General features: G+C 71.0%; 16 protein-coding genes. 7 read left to right on the forward strand and 9 right to left on the reverse strand.

Annotated elements, in window-relative coordinates:
- Positions 1-48: 48 nt before the first annotated feature.
- Positions 49-1,149 (reverse strand): lytic transglycosylase domain-containing protein, encoded by a 1,101-nt coding sequence (locus ORV05_RS23605; RefSeq protein ID WP_268754208.1) that lies wholly within the window; start codon positions 1,147-1,149, stop codon positions 49-51.
- Between the two features lie 335 nt (positions 1,150-1,484).
- On the opposite strand from ORV05_RS23605, the gene ORV05_RS23610 reads away from it, so the two are divergent.
- Both ORV05_RS23610 and ORV05_RS23615 read left to right on the forward strand, forming a co-directional pair.
- Positions 1,485-2,258, forward strand: a complete 774-nt coding sequence (locus ORV05_RS23610; protein ID WP_268754209.1) for a hypothetical protein — start codon at positions 1,485-1,487, stop codon at positions 2,256-2,258.
- A gap of 239 nt (positions 2,259-2,497) precedes the next feature.
- Positions 2,498-3,091 (forward strand): RNA polymerase sigma factor, encoded by a 594-nt coding sequence (locus ORV05_RS23615; protein WP_268754210.1) that lies wholly within the window; start codon positions 2,498-2,500, stop codon positions 3,089-3,091.
- Here the strand turns inward: ORV05_RS23615 and ORV05_RS23620 are convergent.
- Both ORV05_RS23620 and ORV05_RS23625 read right to left on the reverse strand, forming a co-directional pair.
- Complete coding sequence (locus tag ORV05_RS23620) at positions 3,081-3,620, reverse strand: helix-turn-helix domain-containing protein (RefSeq protein ID WP_268754211.1); 540 nt, start codon at positions 3,618-3,620, stop codon at positions 3,081-3,083. The genes ORV05_RS23615 and ORV05_RS23620 overlap by 11 nt on opposite strands.
- 86 nt (positions 3,621-3,706) lie before the next feature.
- The gene (locus ORV05_RS23625; protein ID WP_268754212.1) at positions 3,707-4,480 is read right to left on the reverse strand and encodes a response regulator transcription factor; all 774 of its coding nucleotides are present in this window, start codon (positions 4,478-4,480) and stop codon (positions 3,707-3,709) included.
- A 351-nt stretch (positions 4,481-4,831) separates the two neighbouring features.
- Here ORV05_RS23625 and ORV05_RS23630 point away from each other — a divergent pair, with 351 nt between their 5' ends.
- On the forward strand, positions 4,832-5,482 hold the full coding sequence (locus ORV05_RS23630) for a helix-turn-helix transcriptional regulator (protein ID WP_268754213.1): 651 nt from the start codon (positions 4,832-4,834) through the stop codon (positions 5,480-5,482).
- A gap of 9 nt (positions 5,483-5,491) precedes the next feature.
- Here ORV05_RS23630 and ORV05_RS23635 read toward each other — a convergent pair whose 3' ends face one another.
- Positions 5,492-6,190, reverse strand: coding sequence for a helix-turn-helix transcriptional regulator (locus tag ORV05_RS23635; protein WP_268754214.1), 699 nt, complete (start codon positions 6,188-6,190; stop codon positions 5,492-5,494).
- 234 nt (positions 6,191-6,424) lie between these two features.
- On the opposite strand from ORV05_RS23635, the gene ORV05_RS23640 reads away from it, so the two are divergent.
- The 4 genes from ORV05_RS23640 to ORV05_RS23655 all read left to right on the forward strand — a co-directional run bounded on the left by ORV05_RS23640 (position 6,425) and on the right by ORV05_RS23655 (position 10,563).
- Positions 6,425-7,087, forward strand: a complete 663-nt coding sequence (locus ORV05_RS23640) for an NADPH-dependent F420 reductase (RefSeq protein WP_268754215.1) — start codon at positions 6,425-6,427, stop codon at positions 7,085-7,087.
- A 79-nt stretch (positions 7,088-7,166) separates the two neighbouring features.
- A complete protein-coding gene (locus tag ORV05_RS23645; protein ID WP_268754216.1) occupies positions 7,167-8,780 on the forward strand; it encodes a helix-turn-helix transcriptional regulator in 1,614 nt (537 codons plus the stop codon).
- A 61-nt stretch (positions 8,781-8,841) separates the two neighbouring features.
- The gene (locus tag ORV05_RS23650; RefSeq protein ID WP_268754217.1) at positions 8,842-10,020 is read left to right on the forward strand and encodes a cytochrome P450; all 1,179 of its coding nucleotides are present in this window, start codon (positions 8,842-8,844) and stop codon (positions 10,018-10,020) included.
- Positions 10,021-10,062: 42 nt separating this feature from the next.
- Positions 10,063-10,563, forward strand: a complete 501-nt coding sequence (locus tag ORV05_RS23655) for an adenosine-specific kinase (RefSeq protein ID WP_268754218.1) — start codon at positions 10,063-10,065, stop codon at positions 10,561-10,563.
- A gap of 13 nt (positions 10,564-10,576) precedes the next feature.
- On the opposite strand, the gene ORV05_RS23660 is transcribed toward ORV05_RS23655, so the two are convergent.
- The 5 genes from ORV05_RS23660 to ORV05_RS23680 form a co-directional block, all read right to left on the reverse strand.
- Positions 10,577-11,611 (reverse strand): LCP family protein, encoded by a 1,035-nt coding sequence (locus ORV05_RS23660; RefSeq protein ID WP_268754219.1) that lies wholly within the window; start codon positions 11,609-11,611, stop codon positions 10,577-10,579.
- A complete protein-coding gene (locus ORV05_RS23665) occupies positions 11,611-12,117 on the reverse strand; it encodes a SigE family RNA polymerase sigma factor (protein ID WP_268754220.1) in 507 nt (168 codons plus the stop codon). The genes ORV05_RS23660 and ORV05_RS23665 overlap by 1 nt, the downstream gene beginning before the upstream one ends.
- A 93-nt stretch (positions 12,118-12,210) precedes the next feature.
- Positions 12,211-13,677 carry a glycoside hydrolase gene (locus tag ORV05_RS23670; RefSeq protein ID WP_268754221.1) on the reverse strand — a complete coding sequence of 489 codons (1,467 nt, stop codon included), beginning with the start codon at positions 13,675-13,677 and terminating at the stop codon, positions 12,211-12,213.
- 18 nt (positions 13,678-13,695) lie between these two features.
- Positions 13,696-14,577: a serine/threonine-protein kinase gene (locus ORV05_RS23675; RefSeq protein ID WP_268754222.1), complete on the reverse strand. Its 882-nt coding sequence runs from the start codon at positions 14,575-14,577 to the stop codon at positions 13,696-13,698.
- Positions 14,578-14,723: 146 nt separating this feature from the next.
- A complete protein-coding gene (locus ORV05_RS23680) occupies positions 14,724-16,550 on the reverse strand; it encodes an ABC transporter ATP-binding protein (RefSeq protein ID WP_268754223.1) in 1,827 nt (608 codons plus the stop codon).
- Between the last annotated feature and the right edge of the window lie 143 nt (positions 16,551-16,693).

The raw sequence follows: 16,693 nt of genomic DNA on the forward strand, positions 1-16,693 counted from the left end.
GACTGCCGCGGAAGTGCCGGACGGCCTCCGTCCGGCACTTCGCGGTTCTCAGCCCGGAGGCCGGGTGGAGCTCGGTCCACTGGGCCGCGTCGTCGTCGCGGAAGCGGCGGTCGAACTCGTCGTGGACGGGCGGGTGGACGGGTACGTGGGCGAAGAGGCACTCGATCCCGCTGCGCCGGTCGACGGCGTCGGCGTGGCCGATGGCGTGGTACTCGTCGTGGCAGGACTCGGCTCGGACGTACCGGACGGACTGGAAGGCGTTCCGGCAGGCGGCACCGGCACCGGCACCGGGGATACGGCGCCGGTGGGCGCCTTCTGCGCGGTGACCGGCACCACGACCACGGGTGCCGCACCGGCGCGGTACGACGCGTCGAGCGCCACCACCATGTCCACATAGGACTGAGAATGGTTGTACCTCAGCACGGCCGCTCGCAGGCCGTCGGGATTCCCCAGATCCTCCCCGCCCGCACACAGATAGCGGGCGGCGGCCAGTGCGGCGTCGAAGATGTTGTCGGGATCCGCGCGCCCGTCTCCGTTCCCGTCGGAGGCGTAGGCCCGCCAGGTGGACGGGATGAACTGCATCGGGCCCACCGCCCGGTCGAACACCCGATCCCCGTCGAACCCGCCGCCGTCGGTGTCGCCGATCCTCGCCGTCCCAGCCGATCCGTCCAGCACGACTCCCCGGATGGCCGGGGCGACCGTGCCGTCGGAGTACAGCCGCGAACCGCCGTAGCGGCCGTGATCGGATTCGACCCTGCCGATCGCCGCCAGTGTGCTCCAGTTCAGCCCGCAGCGCGGGCTCGTACCGGCCAGGATCGCGGCCGCCGAGCGGTAGGCCGCGAACGCGACGTCGGGAAGCCCACCGGGCAGGACGGTGGCGAGCGGCCCGGACACCAGGACGGCCGTGACCGCCGCCGGTGCCGCCGCTCCCGGTGGCGCCGGGGTTTCCCGGGGATCCGGTGCAGGAGGCACCGCGTGCGCTCGCCGGGCCGGAGTCTCCTCGGCGGGCGAGCGCGGGACCGGGGCGGCTACGGGCACCATCGCGGGGGCCTGCCCCGGCGGACGGCCGAGGAGGAGCGAAAGCCCGGCCAGTACCGCGAGGCAGGCCAGCAGGAACGAGGCGGGCAGTATCGCGCTTCTCCGTCGCACCAAGGTTTTCCAGCATGTGCCCGCGCGTCGGCGCCTGGTCATCACATCCCCCGTCGTCGGCTCTCGCCGCAGCGGCAAGCGCTCTCCGGTTTCCGTCCTTCTCAAGACCCGCGGCGGGGGCCGGATCTGATGCGCGGAAGCGGGTCGCCGGGCAAAATTGCTACTTGGGAGTAGACAAGAAAGGAAAAAGTGAGCACGATCACAGTCACCTTGGCCCCATCGATGGTTGAGTTCCTCCATGGGTGGGTACGCCGGGGCGCAGTCTTCGTCGAGTGGCGTGCCTGCGGGCCACCGTGGACACCGGGGGAGTGTCGATCGTGATAGGGCCGGCCAGCATGTCCGATGATCGCGAAGGCACTCGGGTTCCCCGGCCACGCCACCGGCCGGACACCTCGGCCGCAGGACTGCGCACCCGGTGGCACGCCGAAAGCCTGCGACGCGACTGGCCGCGGGATCTTCCCTGGGACGTCCCCGCCACCAGTGCCGTCGTCACCGCCTGCTTCGAGGGCGCCCTACTGTCCGAAACACTGCCCGACGCGCTGTACGCGCTCGCGGACGAGAGGCTCGCCGAAGCCGCCTCCCCCGCCGACTTCGAACGCGACATCGAAGCACTCGCGTGCTGCCTGGACGACGGGCCCGCGGCGGACGAGCTGATCGGATTGGGACGTCACGCGATCGGCGCGGTGCTGGCGCGCGACCACGTGCTGGGCGAGCTGTACTCCCCCGCGACCTCGTTCCGCAGCAGGACCGCGTTCCTGGCCGACCTGACCGGCCCCGCGGCGGCGGGGATGCCGGTGCACGTGTGGGCCGCCCGCTGGCGGCCCGCCGCCCGGACCTGGTCCGCCACGGCCACCCAGCTGACCGTCGCCTCCGTGGTCCGCACCGCCCTGCGTGACGGCGAGTCGGCCACTTACTTCGGCCCGGGCTGTCTGGCCGTACTTCTCGCCTCGCCAGGGCGCGGAGCGGAACTGGACGAACTGCTGCGCGGGGTCACGGACCTGGGCCCGGTGGAATCGCTGATCCACACCCGGCCGGACGGTCCGCTCGAACGATGGGGCCGCTGGCTGATCGAGGTGTTCCCGGAACTGATCGAAGATCCACTCCCCTGAAGCTCCAAAATGGAGCAATGTGACTCATTCGTTACGCACCCGCAGCCGCGGACGGCGCATTATGCGCGAGGTCCGATCAAGATCCAAGTCGCTTCCGGTCATTCACCCGACCGCCTACCTGTCCGGGTGAAAAACGCGGAAATGCCACGTCCCGTAGATCGATCTTTCACCCGACCGGCGGCTACTCGATGTAGTTCCATTTGGGACTCCAGAACCGGGGAAAGCAACGAGGAGGGCCCATGAGCCAGGCGCTCGCGGTGAGTCTGGCCGAACTTCCGGACAGCGAACTTCTCACCCAGGCGCGGCACGGCATCGGCGAGGCACTGGTCATCCTGTTCCAGCGGCACCACGGCCCCCTGCTGCGCTACGCGCGCTCGGTGGTCCGCTCCCGCAGCGACGCGGAGGACCTGACCGCCGAGGCACTGCTTCGCATGATGCTGGCCTTGAAGTCGGGCAAGGGCCCCACCACGAACACTCCGGCCTACCTGCGCACCACCGTCCGCAGGCTCGCCGCCGAGCACGGCGGCGACAACTCGCGACTGGTGTCGGTCGGGCTGGCCTTCGCCGAGGCCGAGCGCGACGAAGCCGGACGGCCCGGCGCGCGCGACCAGCCGACCGACCACGAGGCGCTGCTGGATCTGGCCTTCCGGTCGCTGGCACCGCGGTGGCGGCAGGTCCTGTGGATGAGCGAGGTACTGGGCTACCGGCCGCACGAGATCGCCACCGCGCTCGCCATCGCCCCGGCCGCGGCCAGCGCGCTGTTGTGGCGAGCCCGCAGGGCACTCAGGTTCCGCTTCGAAGAGCTGTCCCCGGCCGCCCCCGTCAGCGGCTAGCGCCGGGCTCCGGGGGGACGGGCCCGTGCGGGCGGGCAGCTGCGGTCCTCCGGTCCTGTGCGCTCAGGGACAGCAGGAGTTCCGCGCAGCGCGCCGGTTCCATGCCTGCGATCTCGGCGAGTGCGGTCACCCCGCCCCAGCCGAGCAGGACCTCGCCGGAGCGTGCCCCGCGCGCGCTGGCCCGTGCCCACCGCTGCAGCGGCAGGAGTTCCGGCTGCGTGCACCGCGCCAGCACCGAAAGCGGAACCACGACGGCACCGCGGTCCACACCGGCGGCACCGCCCACCTTGCCGAAGGCCGACACGCGCCGCTCCGCCTCGCCGACCAGGCTGCGCACGGACTGTCCGAGCGCGGCGCACAGCACGGCCAGCGTGTCCATCTTCAAGGCCCGATGACCGTCCTCATAGGACGCGATCGCGGACGGGGAGATGCGGCCGCCGGTTCGCGCGCTCAGCTCGCTCCTGCTCAGCCCGTGGGTCCGCCGGAGGTCGCGCAGGAGGAAGACGAGCGTGGCCACGAAGGCGGGCACCCGGTGGCCCGTTTCGTCACGAGAAACCTTTTCTTCACTCCAGTGGACGGATTCCGCTCGCTCGCCGGACCGGGGCACCGGGGCGTTCACCGCACCGCTCCCGCCGCGGCCTGCCGCATCCGGTCCTCGACCGCGCCGGGCTCGCCGCCCAGCGTCAGCAGGCCGTGCCGGAAACCGATCGACACCGCGTGCGTCCGGTCCCGCGCGCGCAGCTTCCGCAGGATGTTCTTCACGTGGGTGCGGACGGTCTCCACTGAAACACCGAAGATATCGGCGATGGCCGCGTTTTCCAGTCCCTCGGCGAGCAAGTCGAGCACCTGGTATTCGCGCTGGGACAGCGCGACGGCGAGCGCGCTGTTGGCCGCCGCCGGACGGCGCGGTCGCGGCGCCGGTGTGACCGCGCCGTCCGCGGACAGCCCGGCCAGCACAGGATCCAGGTACCGGCGGCCCGGCAGCGTCCGCCGGATCCCCATCAGCAACTGCCCGGCGTCGGCCGCCCGCGGGATCGCCCCCTGCACCCCGGCTTCCATCATGCGCGCCACGAAATCCGGGTCGTGGTCACCGTCCTCCACCACGAGCAGCACGGTAAGGCCGTGCTCTCCCGAGGAGAGTGTGCGCGTCAGCTCCCCCTGCGGGTCCAATCTCGAGTCCACCAGCACCACGTCGGCCCGGGCGTGCGCCGCCAGCCGCAGCGCCCCGCGCGTGGTGCCGGCGTGCCCCACCCAGGCCAGGTCCGGTGCGCGGCCGATCAGCCAGGACAGCCCGGCCCGGTAGATCGCGTCGGCGTCAACGGCGGCGACCAGCCTGCGGCGTCCCTGCTGCGGGATCGGCACCTCGCCGGTGAACTTGCGGTTCGTCATCGGTTCCCTTCCTTCGCCCGGGCACGAACCGGAGTCCGGCCGGGCGGTTGTGCTCGCTCACGTTTCGCTCGCCGCCCCGTGCGCTTCGCCGCTATGCTCGGCACCTCACCGTTTCCGGCGCCGCGCGCGCTCTCGTCGCGCACTCCCGCTCCCTCCCCGGCCTCGAGCTCCCGCTTAACGGACCGTCGAGGCCCTCGTTTCATGACGCGATCCGGGCAATCCGTTTTCCCGGCAGACGCGAAAAATTCTCGCGATTAGCGTCACGCCCCTCCGGCAAAGACGTCGCACCGCCAGACCGGTTCTCACGAAGGCCGGTGCCGACCGTCCCCACGACCCGCATCCGAGGCCCGCATGATCAGGGAAACCGCCAGTCCCCCGCAGCCCGCCGTCGACACCCGGGGGCTCCGCTACGCCGGAAACCGGCCCGATCACCGGGCCTTCCTGGAGGCGGTGTGCGCCGCCTCGGCCCGCCTGCGCTGGCTCGGCACCGCGAACAGCGGGTTCCGTGCCGCCGTCGAAACACCGCGGCCGGACATCGTCGTGATCGACTGGCGGTCCGCCAAACCCCTGTCGTCCTGCCTTGCCGCCCGGCGCGCCCTGCCCGCCGCCGCGATCTTCCTGCTGCTGCACGGCGAAGACGACATCCACCCGGACCTGTGGCCCGAACTCGCCAGGACCACGACGGGACTGCTGACCTGCGCCGCCCAGCCCGCGACCATGGCGGGGGTGCTCGCCGCGAGCACGGAAGTGGCCGAAGCGCTCGGAGCGGCGCGGCGGCGCCTGCCCGCCGCGCCGCCACCGGTCGAGTTGACCGATCTCGAAGAGGCCGTGCTGCGCCACGCGGCGGACGGCCGGACGGCCGCGGAGACCGCGGCGAAACTGGGGATTTCCTCCGCCGACGTCCAGTCCGTCCTGCGCGGCCTCAAGAAGAGACTGGGGGCCCGCTCGCGGGCGCATGCGGTGGCGCTGGCGATCCGGGCCGGTCACCTCCCCGTGCCGTGAGGGGCCCCCTCACAGCCCTATCGACCGTGAGGGTGCCCCTGACGGCAATCCGCGGCGGGGACTCACCGGCAGCACCCCGTACTCGTAGCCCTTCGCCACGGCGTGGGCGCGGTCCCGGACCTGCAACTTGAGGAACAGGCGGTGGGCGCGTTTCTTCACCGTGTTCGGCGAGATGGACAGCGCCGCGGCGATCGCTTCAGTCCGGTTTCCCGCCGACATCAGGGAAAGCACCTCGACCTCCCGGTCGGTCAGCGCGACGGAACGCTCCTCCTGCGGCGGCCCGGGCACCCCGGTGGCGAACTCCTGCCCGGCACAGGCGTGCAGGGCGCCCACGAGCCGGAGCGCACCGGCGGACAACGCGACGAACCGGTCGACCCCGGGCACGGTGCCCGGCACCCGGTCGGCCAGCACGACCACGGAAGCCCGCGGCGCCGAGACCCGCAGCGAACGGCAGACCGAGTAGCCCGGATCGGCGGCCTGCTCGACGATCAGCACGTCCGGAAAGCTCACCGATGCCAGCAGGTGCAGCGGCTCCTCGTCCTGGACCTGCCCCAGCCAGCACAGCCAGGGATCGGCGGTGACGACCGCCTCGACACCCCGGGCGACGAGGTCGAGCCGCCCGAAATAGGCCACCCGCAGCACCCGGGGAACCCGGTCCCCCGCCTCGACCCTACGGCTCGCCACGGGCAACTCCACCACGTTACTCATCGAGGACACACGCGCTCCCTAGCACTTTTCCGCCTGTCGCATGTGCACAGTCCACCGTGCACAACCTTCAAGACCGGCCCCCCGGCCCCACCATGACGCGGGAGCTCGATCAGGTGACGTGCCGGGCGCGGTAGGAAGGGTTTCATCAACCGATTCATGCACCGGGCCCTTGATCGGGGCCGAGCCCGATCGGTAAGACGAAAGGACGAGTCCAGGTGGAGGAGAGGAGATACGGTGCGGATCGCGGTGCTGGGCACGGGAATCGTCGGGCGGACCCTGGCGAACCGTCTTGCGGGCCTGCACCACCGCGTGGTCCTGGGCAGCCGCGATCCCGGCGGCGACCGGGCCCAGCGCTGGGCCCGCTCGGCGGGGCCCCACGGGAAGGTCGCGGGCTACGCCGAGGCGGTCACGGACGCCACGGTGGTGGTCAACGCGATCGCGGGAGCGGCCTCGCCGCACGCCCTCGGCGAGTTGAGCACGGCGCTGGAAGGCAAGGTGCTCGTCGACGTCGCCAACCCCGTGGCCGCGATCGACAGGGACCCGCCGGTGCTGGAACCGGTCACCGAGCTCAGCCTGGGCGAGCGGCTCCAGTTGCTGCTCCCCCGCACCCACGTCGTCAAGACCCTCAACACGGTCAGCCCCGCGGTGATGATCCACCCCACCCGGGTTCCCGGCCACCACGTCGTCTTCCTCGCCGGCAACAGCGGTCACGCCAAGCGCATCGTCACCGGGCTGCTGCGCGAGCTCGGCTGGCCGCCGGACGGCATCGTCGACCTCGGCGACATCACTGGCGCCCGCTCCACCGAAATGCTCGTTCCGCTTCGTCACCGGCTCACCCGCTCGTTCGGGCACAGCGACTTCAACCTGGACATCCAGCGCGGCCGAACCCGAAGGTGACCGGTTCGTCATCGCCGACGGGTGCGGCACGCGCCGGAAATCCCCGGAGAGCGGCCCCCGCCGCAGCACACTGTGGATCATGGATGCTGCCCGCCCCGTTCCGGGCACCCCCGTGACCCGGGCCAGGGAACTCGTCGACCGGAAGGACTGGGACGGCCTGGCGACGTTGTGCGACCAGTACTGGCTCGCGCTGCCGGAAAGGCACGAGAGCGCCATGGTCGCTCTGCTGGAAGAGGTGCCGGAAGCGGAATTCGCGGCGCGGCCGAGCCTGCTCGTGGCCTGGGTGATCTGCTACCACGCGATGGTCGACCAAGACTCCCGGGACCGCAGGCCGTTCCTGCGCCAGTACATGGAGCTCGGCACGCGCCTCGCCGGAAGTCTCGATCCGGAGCGGGAATCGAGCCCCGCCAACCTGATCCTCATCGGCACCCTCGCGATGATCACCCTCCGGGGGCAGGGGCGGTTCGAGGAGGCGGAGGCCCGCGGGCAGCGAGTGGCCGAACGGCTGGCCGTTCTGCATCCGCTGCCCGCGGTCGAACCGGCTCCCCGGCCCGGCTGGCTGGCGATGCAGCGCGGCCTCACCCGGTCCCTGCAGGCCGATTTCGACGGCGCCGCGGAACAGTACCGCCTGGCGCACGAACAGGCGCGGGCCGAACCGACGGCCTATTTCGCCGGGACCAACGCCACCGCGAACCTCGCGATGATCTTCGCCCATCTCGGCCACCACGAGACGGCACGCAAATGGCTCGACGAGCACGAGTCGTACCCGCCCTCGCCCCGCTGGGCCTCGACGCTGCTCGAGGTGGGCGCCACCATCGCACGGGGATGGGACGCACTCGACCGTTACGACTTCACCCGGTTCGACCGGATCGCCGAAGCGACCGGCGACGGCACCGAATCGTTCGAAGTGTGGCCGTTCATCGCCGCGCTGATGGCGGAGCGGGGGCTGCACACCGGCGGTCCGGCCCAGGCACTGGCGCACCTGTCCACGATCCGGCTCAGCCACGCCCCCGCACTCACCGGGCAGGGGGCGGCACGGCAGGTCCTGCTCCGCGCCGAGGCCGAGCTGCTGATCGCCCTCGGCGAGGGGAATCGCGCGCTGCGCGTGCTCACCGAGGCCGGCCCCGTCCCGTGGCTGGCGGTGCCCGCCGCCCGGCTGCGGCTGCTCGCCGGCGACCACGAAGCCGCGAGTGCCCTGGCGTCACAAGGCCTGTGGGCGATGCGCGCGGTACCGCGGGACACGCGGCAACTGCTGCTGATCAAGGCCGTCGCGGCCGTGCGGGCCGGGCGCACCGAGGAGGCGGCGGGCCTGCTCGCGGCGCTGCCCGCGCTCCGCTCGCCCCACGAAGTCCTTTCCCTGGCGACCGTGCCGCCCGCCGAGCGGGAGGAATTGCTCCGGCTGGCGCGCATCCCCCTCTCCGACGACGCCGCCGCGAGGCTGGCGACCGCGGGCCCGGTCTATCCCGAGCGGGTCACGCTCGTCGAGCTGACCGCGCGTGAGAGGGCCGTGCTCGCCGAACTCGCCACCGGCGACACCACCCCGGACATCGCCGCCCGGCTCGTGGTTTCCGCCGCCACCGTGCGGACCCAGGTGCAGAGCATCTACCGCAAGCTCGGGGTGTCCAGCCGGAAGGACGCGCTCCTGCGGGCCCGGGAGCTCGGGCTCCTGGGCTACGAGGTCCACTGTGGATGACCGGCGCCGGTGCCCGTCGCCTTCCCGGGCGGCGGCGCCGGACTCGGGATAGCGTCGGGACATGGACGAGCCGCTGACCTACCCGTTGACCCGCTCGGCCCCGTTCGACCCGCCGCGGGAAATCCTCGACCTGCTCCCGGAACGGCCCATCGCCCGCGTGCGCTATCCCGACGGCCGGCCCGGCTGGCTGGTCACCCGGCACGCCACGATCCGGGCCGTGCTCGCCGACCCGCGCTTCAGCGCCCGGCAGGAGCTGCGGAACTCCGAATTCGGCGAGGTCGGGGAGGTTCCTCCCGCCGCGCCGGGGATGTTCGTCGGCATGGACCCCCCGGCGCACACCCGGTACCGGCGGCTGCTCACCGGTCAGTTCACCGTGCGCCGGATGCGGGCACTCGCCGCGCACATCGAAGAGATCGCCGAAGCCTGCCTCGACCGGATGGCCGCCGCCGGCCCTCCCGCCGACCTCGTCGAGGCCTACACGGCGCCGCTCCCGGCCCAGGTGATCTGCGAACTGCTGGGCGTTCCCACCGCCTACCGCGAGGAGTTCGCGAGGCAGGTCGCCGTGGCCGGCCGGCGGGACACCACCGCGGAGGAACGTCAGCGCTTCCTCACCGCCATCTCGGAGTACCTCGGCGAACTGGTGCGGCACAAGCGGTCCGCACCGGCGGACGACCTCGTCAGCGGGCTCGCCGCCGACCGCGACGCCCGGCTCACCGACGAGGAACTGACCAACATCACCATCCAGCTCCTCGGCGCCGGGCTCGGCACCACGGCGAACGTGCTCGCCCTCGGCACCTTCGCGCTGCTGCTCGACCCCGGACAGCGCGAGGCGATCACCGCCGGGGAGACCGTGGAAGACGCGGTCGAGGAACTCCTGCGCTACCTCCCGATCGTGCCCAGTACCGCCAGGACCGCGCTTGAGGACGTCGACCTCGAAGGCGAACGGGTGCGCGCGGGCGAAACCGTCACCCTCTCCCTGCCCGGCGGCAACCGGGATCCGCGGCGTTTCCCCGATCCCGGCCGCCTGGACCTGACCCGCCACGCGGCCGGGCACCTCGCCTTCGGCCACGGCGTCCACCAGTGCCTCGGGCAGCAACTGGCCCGGAACGAACTGCGCGTCGCCTTTCCCGCGCTGTTCCGCCGCTTCCCGGACCTGCGGCTCGCCGTCGCGCCGGAGGACGTGCCCCTGCGCGACGACATGGTCATCTACGGGGTGCACGCGCTTCCGGTCACCTGGTAGCGACTCACCCCGGGCGGAGGTTGCCGCCCAGGGGGCGTCTGCGTGACGCTCGGATCCGCGATGGAACTGAGTGCGGTGACCGTGGAAAAGCCCGAGGACCTGAACCTGGTCCTCGGGCAGACGCATTTCATCAAAACGGTCGAGGACGTGCACGAGGCGCTCGCCGGTACCGTCCCCCGCCTGCGGTTCGGGCTCGCGTTCTGCGAGGCGTCCGGACCCCGCCTGATCCGGCATTCCGGGAACGATCCCGAACTGGTGGACCTGGCCGTCGCCAACGCCCGGCGGATCGGCGCGGGGCACGCGTTCCTCGTGTTCCTTCGCGAGGGCTTCCCCGTCAACGTGCTCAACGCCCTCAAGCAGGTTCCCGAGGTGTGCGGGATCTTCTGCGCCACCGCCAACCCGGTCCAGGTCCTCGTCGCCGAGACCGATCTCGGCCGCGGCATCGTCGGTGTCGTCGACGGCGGACCTCCGCTGGGCGTGGAGACCGAACAGGACCAGCAGGACCGCAGGGCACTGCTGCGCCGGATCGGTTACAAGCTCTGAGCGGCCGCGGGGTTCAGTTCACGCACGGGAGGTCGTCCCCGCTCGCGTTCCCGGACGCCGAGGGCGGGGCGCCCTGCCCGGCGGGAGCCGCGGGCCCGCCCGCGAAGAAACTCCCGACGAACGCCCGGACCTGCGCGGGATCCACCACCAACGCGTCCATCCCCTGCGGTGTGCGGGCGAAATTGCCCACCGGCACGGTCGCGGTCCGCAGCCCGTCCCCGTGCACGGCCCGCAACTGCCCGGCCGCTGCCGCCAGGTCCCAGCCTGGGTCGACCCGCACACTGTGCCGGACCGTGGCGAGGACCTGCGGGTCGGCCAGTTTGCCACTGCGCGCCAGCTCCCGGCCCAGGGACCGCAGGAACACCTGCAACCGCACGATCCGGTCCAGGTCGCCGTTGGGCAGGCCGTGCCGCTGGCGGAGGAAGGCGAGCGCCGCGGGCCCGGTCAGGGTCTGCTGCCCGGCCTGTAGCGAAGCACCGGAATACCGGTCCGAAGTGGCCGCACGGAGACAGACCGGCACCCCGCCGAGCGCCGTGCTCAGGCTGTCGAAGGCGGACAGGGACACGACCGCGTAGTGGTCGATGTGCACGCCCGTGAGCTCCTGCACGGCCCGGACCGTGCTCTCGGTACCGCCGCTCGCCTGGGCGGTGACCAGTTTGTCCATCCCGTGGCCCGGAACGTTCACATAGCTGTCCCGCGGCACCGAAACCGCCGAGGCCGAGCCGTCGCTGCCCAGGTGCACCAGCACGAGGGAGTCCGCGTTGTTCCCCTCGTCGGTCCCGATCAGCAGGATGTTCTGCTCGCCCGGCGGTGCCGCCGCCGTCTCGGCCGTGCCGTCGCCAGAACCGTGCGGCACCACGACGACCACGGCGATCACCGCGGCCACCACCACGGCCGCGGCCGTGACCATGAGGGCCAGTGTGCGGCGGCCGGACGGGCGGGCACGCCGCCGGTGCAGTTCGGCCAGCACGGGCCGCGGATCGGGCGCCCGGCCCGCCTCCTCGGCCAGCGTCTGGCGGATGAGCTCTTCGGTGGGGTCGTAGTCCATCACAGCGTCTCCCTGACGGGCGGGCTCGGCTCGGCGGCCCGCAAGGCCTTGAGCGCGCGGGAAATATGGCTGCGCACGGTGCCGGTGGTGCAGCCGAGCGCCTCGCCGATCTCGGCGTCGGTGCAGTCCTCGTAGTACCGCAGCACGATCGCGGCACGCTGCTTGCGCGGCAGGGCCGCGATGCGCTGCCGCATCGCGTCCCGCTCCGCGTGGGCGTTCGCGTGATCCGCGACCGGAATGCCGATTTCGTCCAGTGCACCGTGCGTCAGCGTGATGGTGCGGGCCGCACGCCGGCGGCGCCAGGACAGGTACTCGTTCGTCACCATGCGCCGCACATACGGTTCCGGTGCCGCCAGGGCCCCGATCCGTGACCAGCGATCCTGCGCCCGCACCAGCACGTCCTGCACGATGTCCTGCGCGAGATGGGGATCGCAGGTCAGCACTGTGGCGTAGCGCAGCAGCCGGTCGAGGCGGTCGGCGACGAACTGCTCGAAGCGGTCCGGCACGCCCGCTCCCTTCTTTCCGGTTGCTCTTGCGTCCGGAAGAACGCGCCGGACCCCTCCGGTTGTTGAATCCCGCGGCGAACTTTTTTCGCGCCGTCAGAGGGAGACGCCGTTGACCTCGAAGGTCTGGACGGTGTTCGGGGCGAACCAGGACCAGAACCTGGTCCCGTGCAGGACCGTGTCCTGGTGGTAGGCGTAGAGGTCGCCCCCGCCGGTGTTCGTGCACCAGCGGTCGACCGCGGCCCCGTCGGCGGGAATCGCGCCGAACCGGGACAGGTCGAAATCGATCCACTGCCCGGTGCCGTAGTTCGTGGCCACGATGACCAGCTTGCGCGCGCCCGGATCGTAGGCCGCGACCGTGTTACCGTTCCCGCCGTCGATCAGCAGCATGCCGGGACGGATGTGCCGGGTGTACTGGGCCAGCACGAAGTACTTGGTGTTGACCGGTCCCGGCTGGCCCCCCGTCTCCTGCACCAGTCCCCAGCCCCCGCCGTCGACGGCCTGCCAGTAGACCCAGGCACTCGGGTGGAGCCAGCGCAGGTCCAGGTTCAGGTTGGTGGCCAGGGACAGCCCGCTGCCGTCGTCCTCGCCGTACTCGGAGTTCCAGATCTTCTTCCCGGCCGCGGCCGCGGCGTCGTAGAGCAGGTCCCGGCGGCCGCCGGTGCCCTGGTAGCCGTGCACGTTGATCCGGCCGATGTTGCCCCGGGTGGTGGCGTCGAAACCGTTCCAGGTGTTCAGCGCGGCGTCGTAGGTGTTGCAGTCGGACGCGGCCACCGGCATCCAGCCCAGATCACGGCTGTTCAGTTCGGCTCGCAGGTAGTTGACGACCGGCACCTGGGTGGCCACCTCGAAGTGGCAGCCCTCCTGGGTGCCGGTGGACTTCCACCACGTGCCGTCGGGCTCGTTGAACGGCTCCACCGAACAGAAGTCGATACCCCAGTGGTCGTGGGCGTAGCGGGCGATGGTGGCCAGGTACACGGCGTGCTGCTGGTGGTTCCAGCTCTGCAGGTTGTCACCGCCGTCGTCGGCGCCGGAGGGGTTGTGGTTGTTGCACATCCACCACATCGGCGAGTTCGAGAACAGCTCGAACTGGTTCACCCCGCGGTCGCGCGCCGCCCACATCATGTTCCGCTGGTTGGTGTCGGCATACCAGTTCCAGCTGTCCGACGAGGGGTCGGCGCTGTACCAGTTGTGCCAGTAGCCTTCGATCAGGCGGGCGTCGCCGACGTTCGGGGAACGCTGCATGGTCTCGCCGCCGATCGGCGTGGTGTCGGTGGCCCCGGCGTTGTACCGCACGATGTTCAGGCCCAGCCCGGGCAGTGACTGCCCCTGGTAGGCGACGGTGCCACGGGTGAAGAAGAGGTCCGCGAGGTCGCTGCGGTCACCGAATGCCTTGGCCCACCAGCACAGGGAGGTACCCCAGCCTTCCCAGGTCCCCCACGAGGTCGCGGGGTTGAGGGTGGTCCAGGTGTCGGCGCTCGCCGTCCCCTCTGTCGCCGCGAGTACGGCGGCACCGACCGGAGCGGCGAGCAGAGAGCGCAGGATCTGTCTACGTCTGATCACCGCGCCACGGTAGTACGGTCAGCGGCCGAGCAGGTGGCCTTTCGGGAAATCGGCCGGACCGGCGAAGGCGGTCTCGGGTGCGGTCAGATAGCGGTCGGCCCATTCGGGCCAGGGCCGCTGCCGCGGCGGCACCTGGCGCGCGAGCATGAGTGCCGCCGTCGCGGTGTCGGGCCGCCGGTCCGGGTCGGGGTCCAGAAATGCTTCGACCATCGGGGGAATCCGGGTTCCCCCCTCGCCCGGCGGATGCCCCGTCAGCGATTCGTGCAGGACCGCACCAACGCCGTAGACGTCCATGGCCGTCGAAACGGGTTGGCACGCAACCTGTTCCGGCGCGGAGTAGCCTTCGGTGCCGGACGGAAAGCCCTTTCGCTGCGGCGAACCGACGGGGTAGGCGAAGCCGAAGTCCACCAGGATCGGCTTGCCGTCGCTGAGCAGGATGTTCGCCGGTTTCAGGTCGAGGTGCACCAGACCTCTGGTGTGCAGGGCCGCGACCGCGGACAACAGCTGCACACCGAGCAGGGCGGCCTCCACCGGCTGCAGCGGCCCGTCGTCCTCGATGCACTCGTCGAGCGCCGGACCGTCGATGTACTCGATCACCATGTAGGGCAAGGATTCCGTGGTCCCGTCGTCGATCAGCCGAGGCAGTCCCGGGTGGACGATCCCGGACAGCGCACGCACTTCGCGCTCGAGTGCTTCCCGTGTCGAGAGGCGCTCCACCTCGTGGGGGCGCGGCAGCTTCAGCACCGCCGGGCACCACAGCCGCACGGACCACACCAGCCAGGTTTCGTACCGGTGCCCCAGACCAAGGCGCTGCAACGCGAGATGGCGCCCGGGAAGTTCACTGCCCTCCTGGCAGGACCAGACGGGTTCGCCGTCCTCATCGATTTCCGTCGGACTCATCCTTGCCTCCCCGAAAAGAAAAACACCTGGTGGCCCGTCCGTGGACGGGCCACCAGGCGATGAATCACCAGTGCCAACGGCTGTACCGGCGCCAGCTGCGACGCCTGTGGCGACGGCGGTGACCGAAGCCACACCAGTCGTCACACCTATCGTACGAGATCGGTTGCTTGATACGCTGCATTCTGTTCACCTCCCTTCTTCGCATGGTCTGTAACGTCGTCCAGTTTGGACAAGTGGACGACGCGGTCTGCGATCGCCGCCAGGTTCTCGTCGTGGGTCACGATCAGCACGGTGCGCCGGAGCGTGGCGGTGCGGATCGCCTGGACGACGGTGGCGGACGAAACGGGGTCGAGGGATGCGGTCGGCTCGTCCAGCAGGACGATGGGCGCCTGCGACACGGCCGCCCTGGCGAGAGCCACGCGACGGCGCTGCCCGCCCGACAGCCGGACGCCGTCTTCGCCGAGCGGGGTGTCGTACCCCTGCGGCAAATCATGCACGAACTCGTCGACCAGGGCCAGCCGTCCGGCCTCCTCTACCTCGTCCCGGGTGGCCTCTAGCGCGCCGAAGGCGATGTTCTCGGCGACGCTGGCGTCGAACAGCCACGGATCCTGCGGCACGAACGCGATGCGCTGCCGGAGGCTGTGCCGTTCGCAGTCCCGGACGTCGAGTCCGTCCAGGCGGACGGCACCCGAATCGACGTCGTAGAGCCGCAGCAGCAGATGCAGGATGGTGCTCTTGCCCGCCCCGCTCGGTCCCAGCAGGCACACCGTTTCCCCTGCCGACAGGCGGAGGTCGAAGTCGCGCAGCACGGGATGGCCCTGCTCGTAGGAGAAACCGACGCCGTCGAACCGGACCTCCTGGATCCGCTCGGGGACCGGACGCGCCTTCGGTGCGTCGACCACGGCATCGGAAGCCGACAGCACTTCCTGCACGCGCCGGGCACTCGCCCCCGCCTTGGCGAGGATCGACGACAGCCGGGTCAGGCTGCGCACCGGCGAGTACAGCTCGCCCAGGTAGGCCAGCACCACGAGCAGGTCACCCGTGCTGAGTGAACCGTGGAGCACGTACCCGCCGCCGATGATCAGTACCAGGCCCGATCCGAGAGCCAGCACGATCTCGGCGATCGGGCTCCACCGGGCCGACACGATGGCCGCCCGCACCTCGGCCTTGCGCACCCGCTCGTTGCTCCGGCCGAACAGTTTCCGGGCCTTCTCACTGCGCCCGAAGGCCTGAACCGCACGAACGTTGCGGAGCAGATCGCCGGTCGCCGCGAACAGGTTTCCCGCTTCCTCACGGGCGTCCTGCTGGGCGGCACGCACGCGGCGGCGCTGGCGCTCGGCGAGCAGGGCCAGCAGAGGCACCACCGCGAGCCCGATCAGCGCGAGTCTCGGGTCGAACGCGGTCAGGACTACCAGCACTACCACGAGAACCACGGTTTCGGGCAGGAGAATGGTCGCCACCGCGATGACCGCATCGAGCATGCGGGTGATGTCGCTGGTCATCCGCGACAGGAGTTCGCCGTGGGGCATCCGGTCGTGCCAGCGCAACGACAGGTCCATCGTGTGCTCGAACATGGTTTGGCGGAGCCGGGCACCGATGCCCTCCGCCGACCGTTCGCCCAGCGCCGTGCTGCCGAAAGCCAGTAGTCCGGATAGGGTGGTGATGAGGACCAAAGCCACCCCCGCGAGCACGAGCACGGTCTCCGGTGACAGATCGTTCATCCAGGCGAGCAGTCCGGTCGACTGTCTTCGGCCGATGGCGTGGTCGACGGCCAGTGCCAGTGGCCACGGGAGAATCAGGGTCGCTCCAGCCCCCAGCAGTGCCAGCGCCCCGGTTCCGGCCAATGCCGCGAGATGGGGGCGCGCGGCCGGTGCGGAAATGGCCAGCGCCTGCGGCAGGTGCGGACGAAAGGCAGCTCTCGGTCTTCTGATCGAGCCACCAGCGCGCTCCAGCGGCGCTTCGGTGGAAACCATGTACGAGCTCCCCTCACTGCTCTCCCAGCGGCTGCTTCAATGCTACGACCGGAAGAACAGCCCGTGCATCTTGGGAAAATTCGCGTTATCCAAGAAATTTCCAAGACATCACAACGGGATCTCAGTCATGGCCACAGTGGACT

It is taken from the genome of Amycolatopsis cynarae, assembly GCF_026802195.1.
Lineage (GTDB): Bacteria > Actinomycetota > Actinomycetes > Mycobacteriales > Pseudonocardiaceae > Amycolatopsis_E > Amycolatopsis_E rhizosphaerae.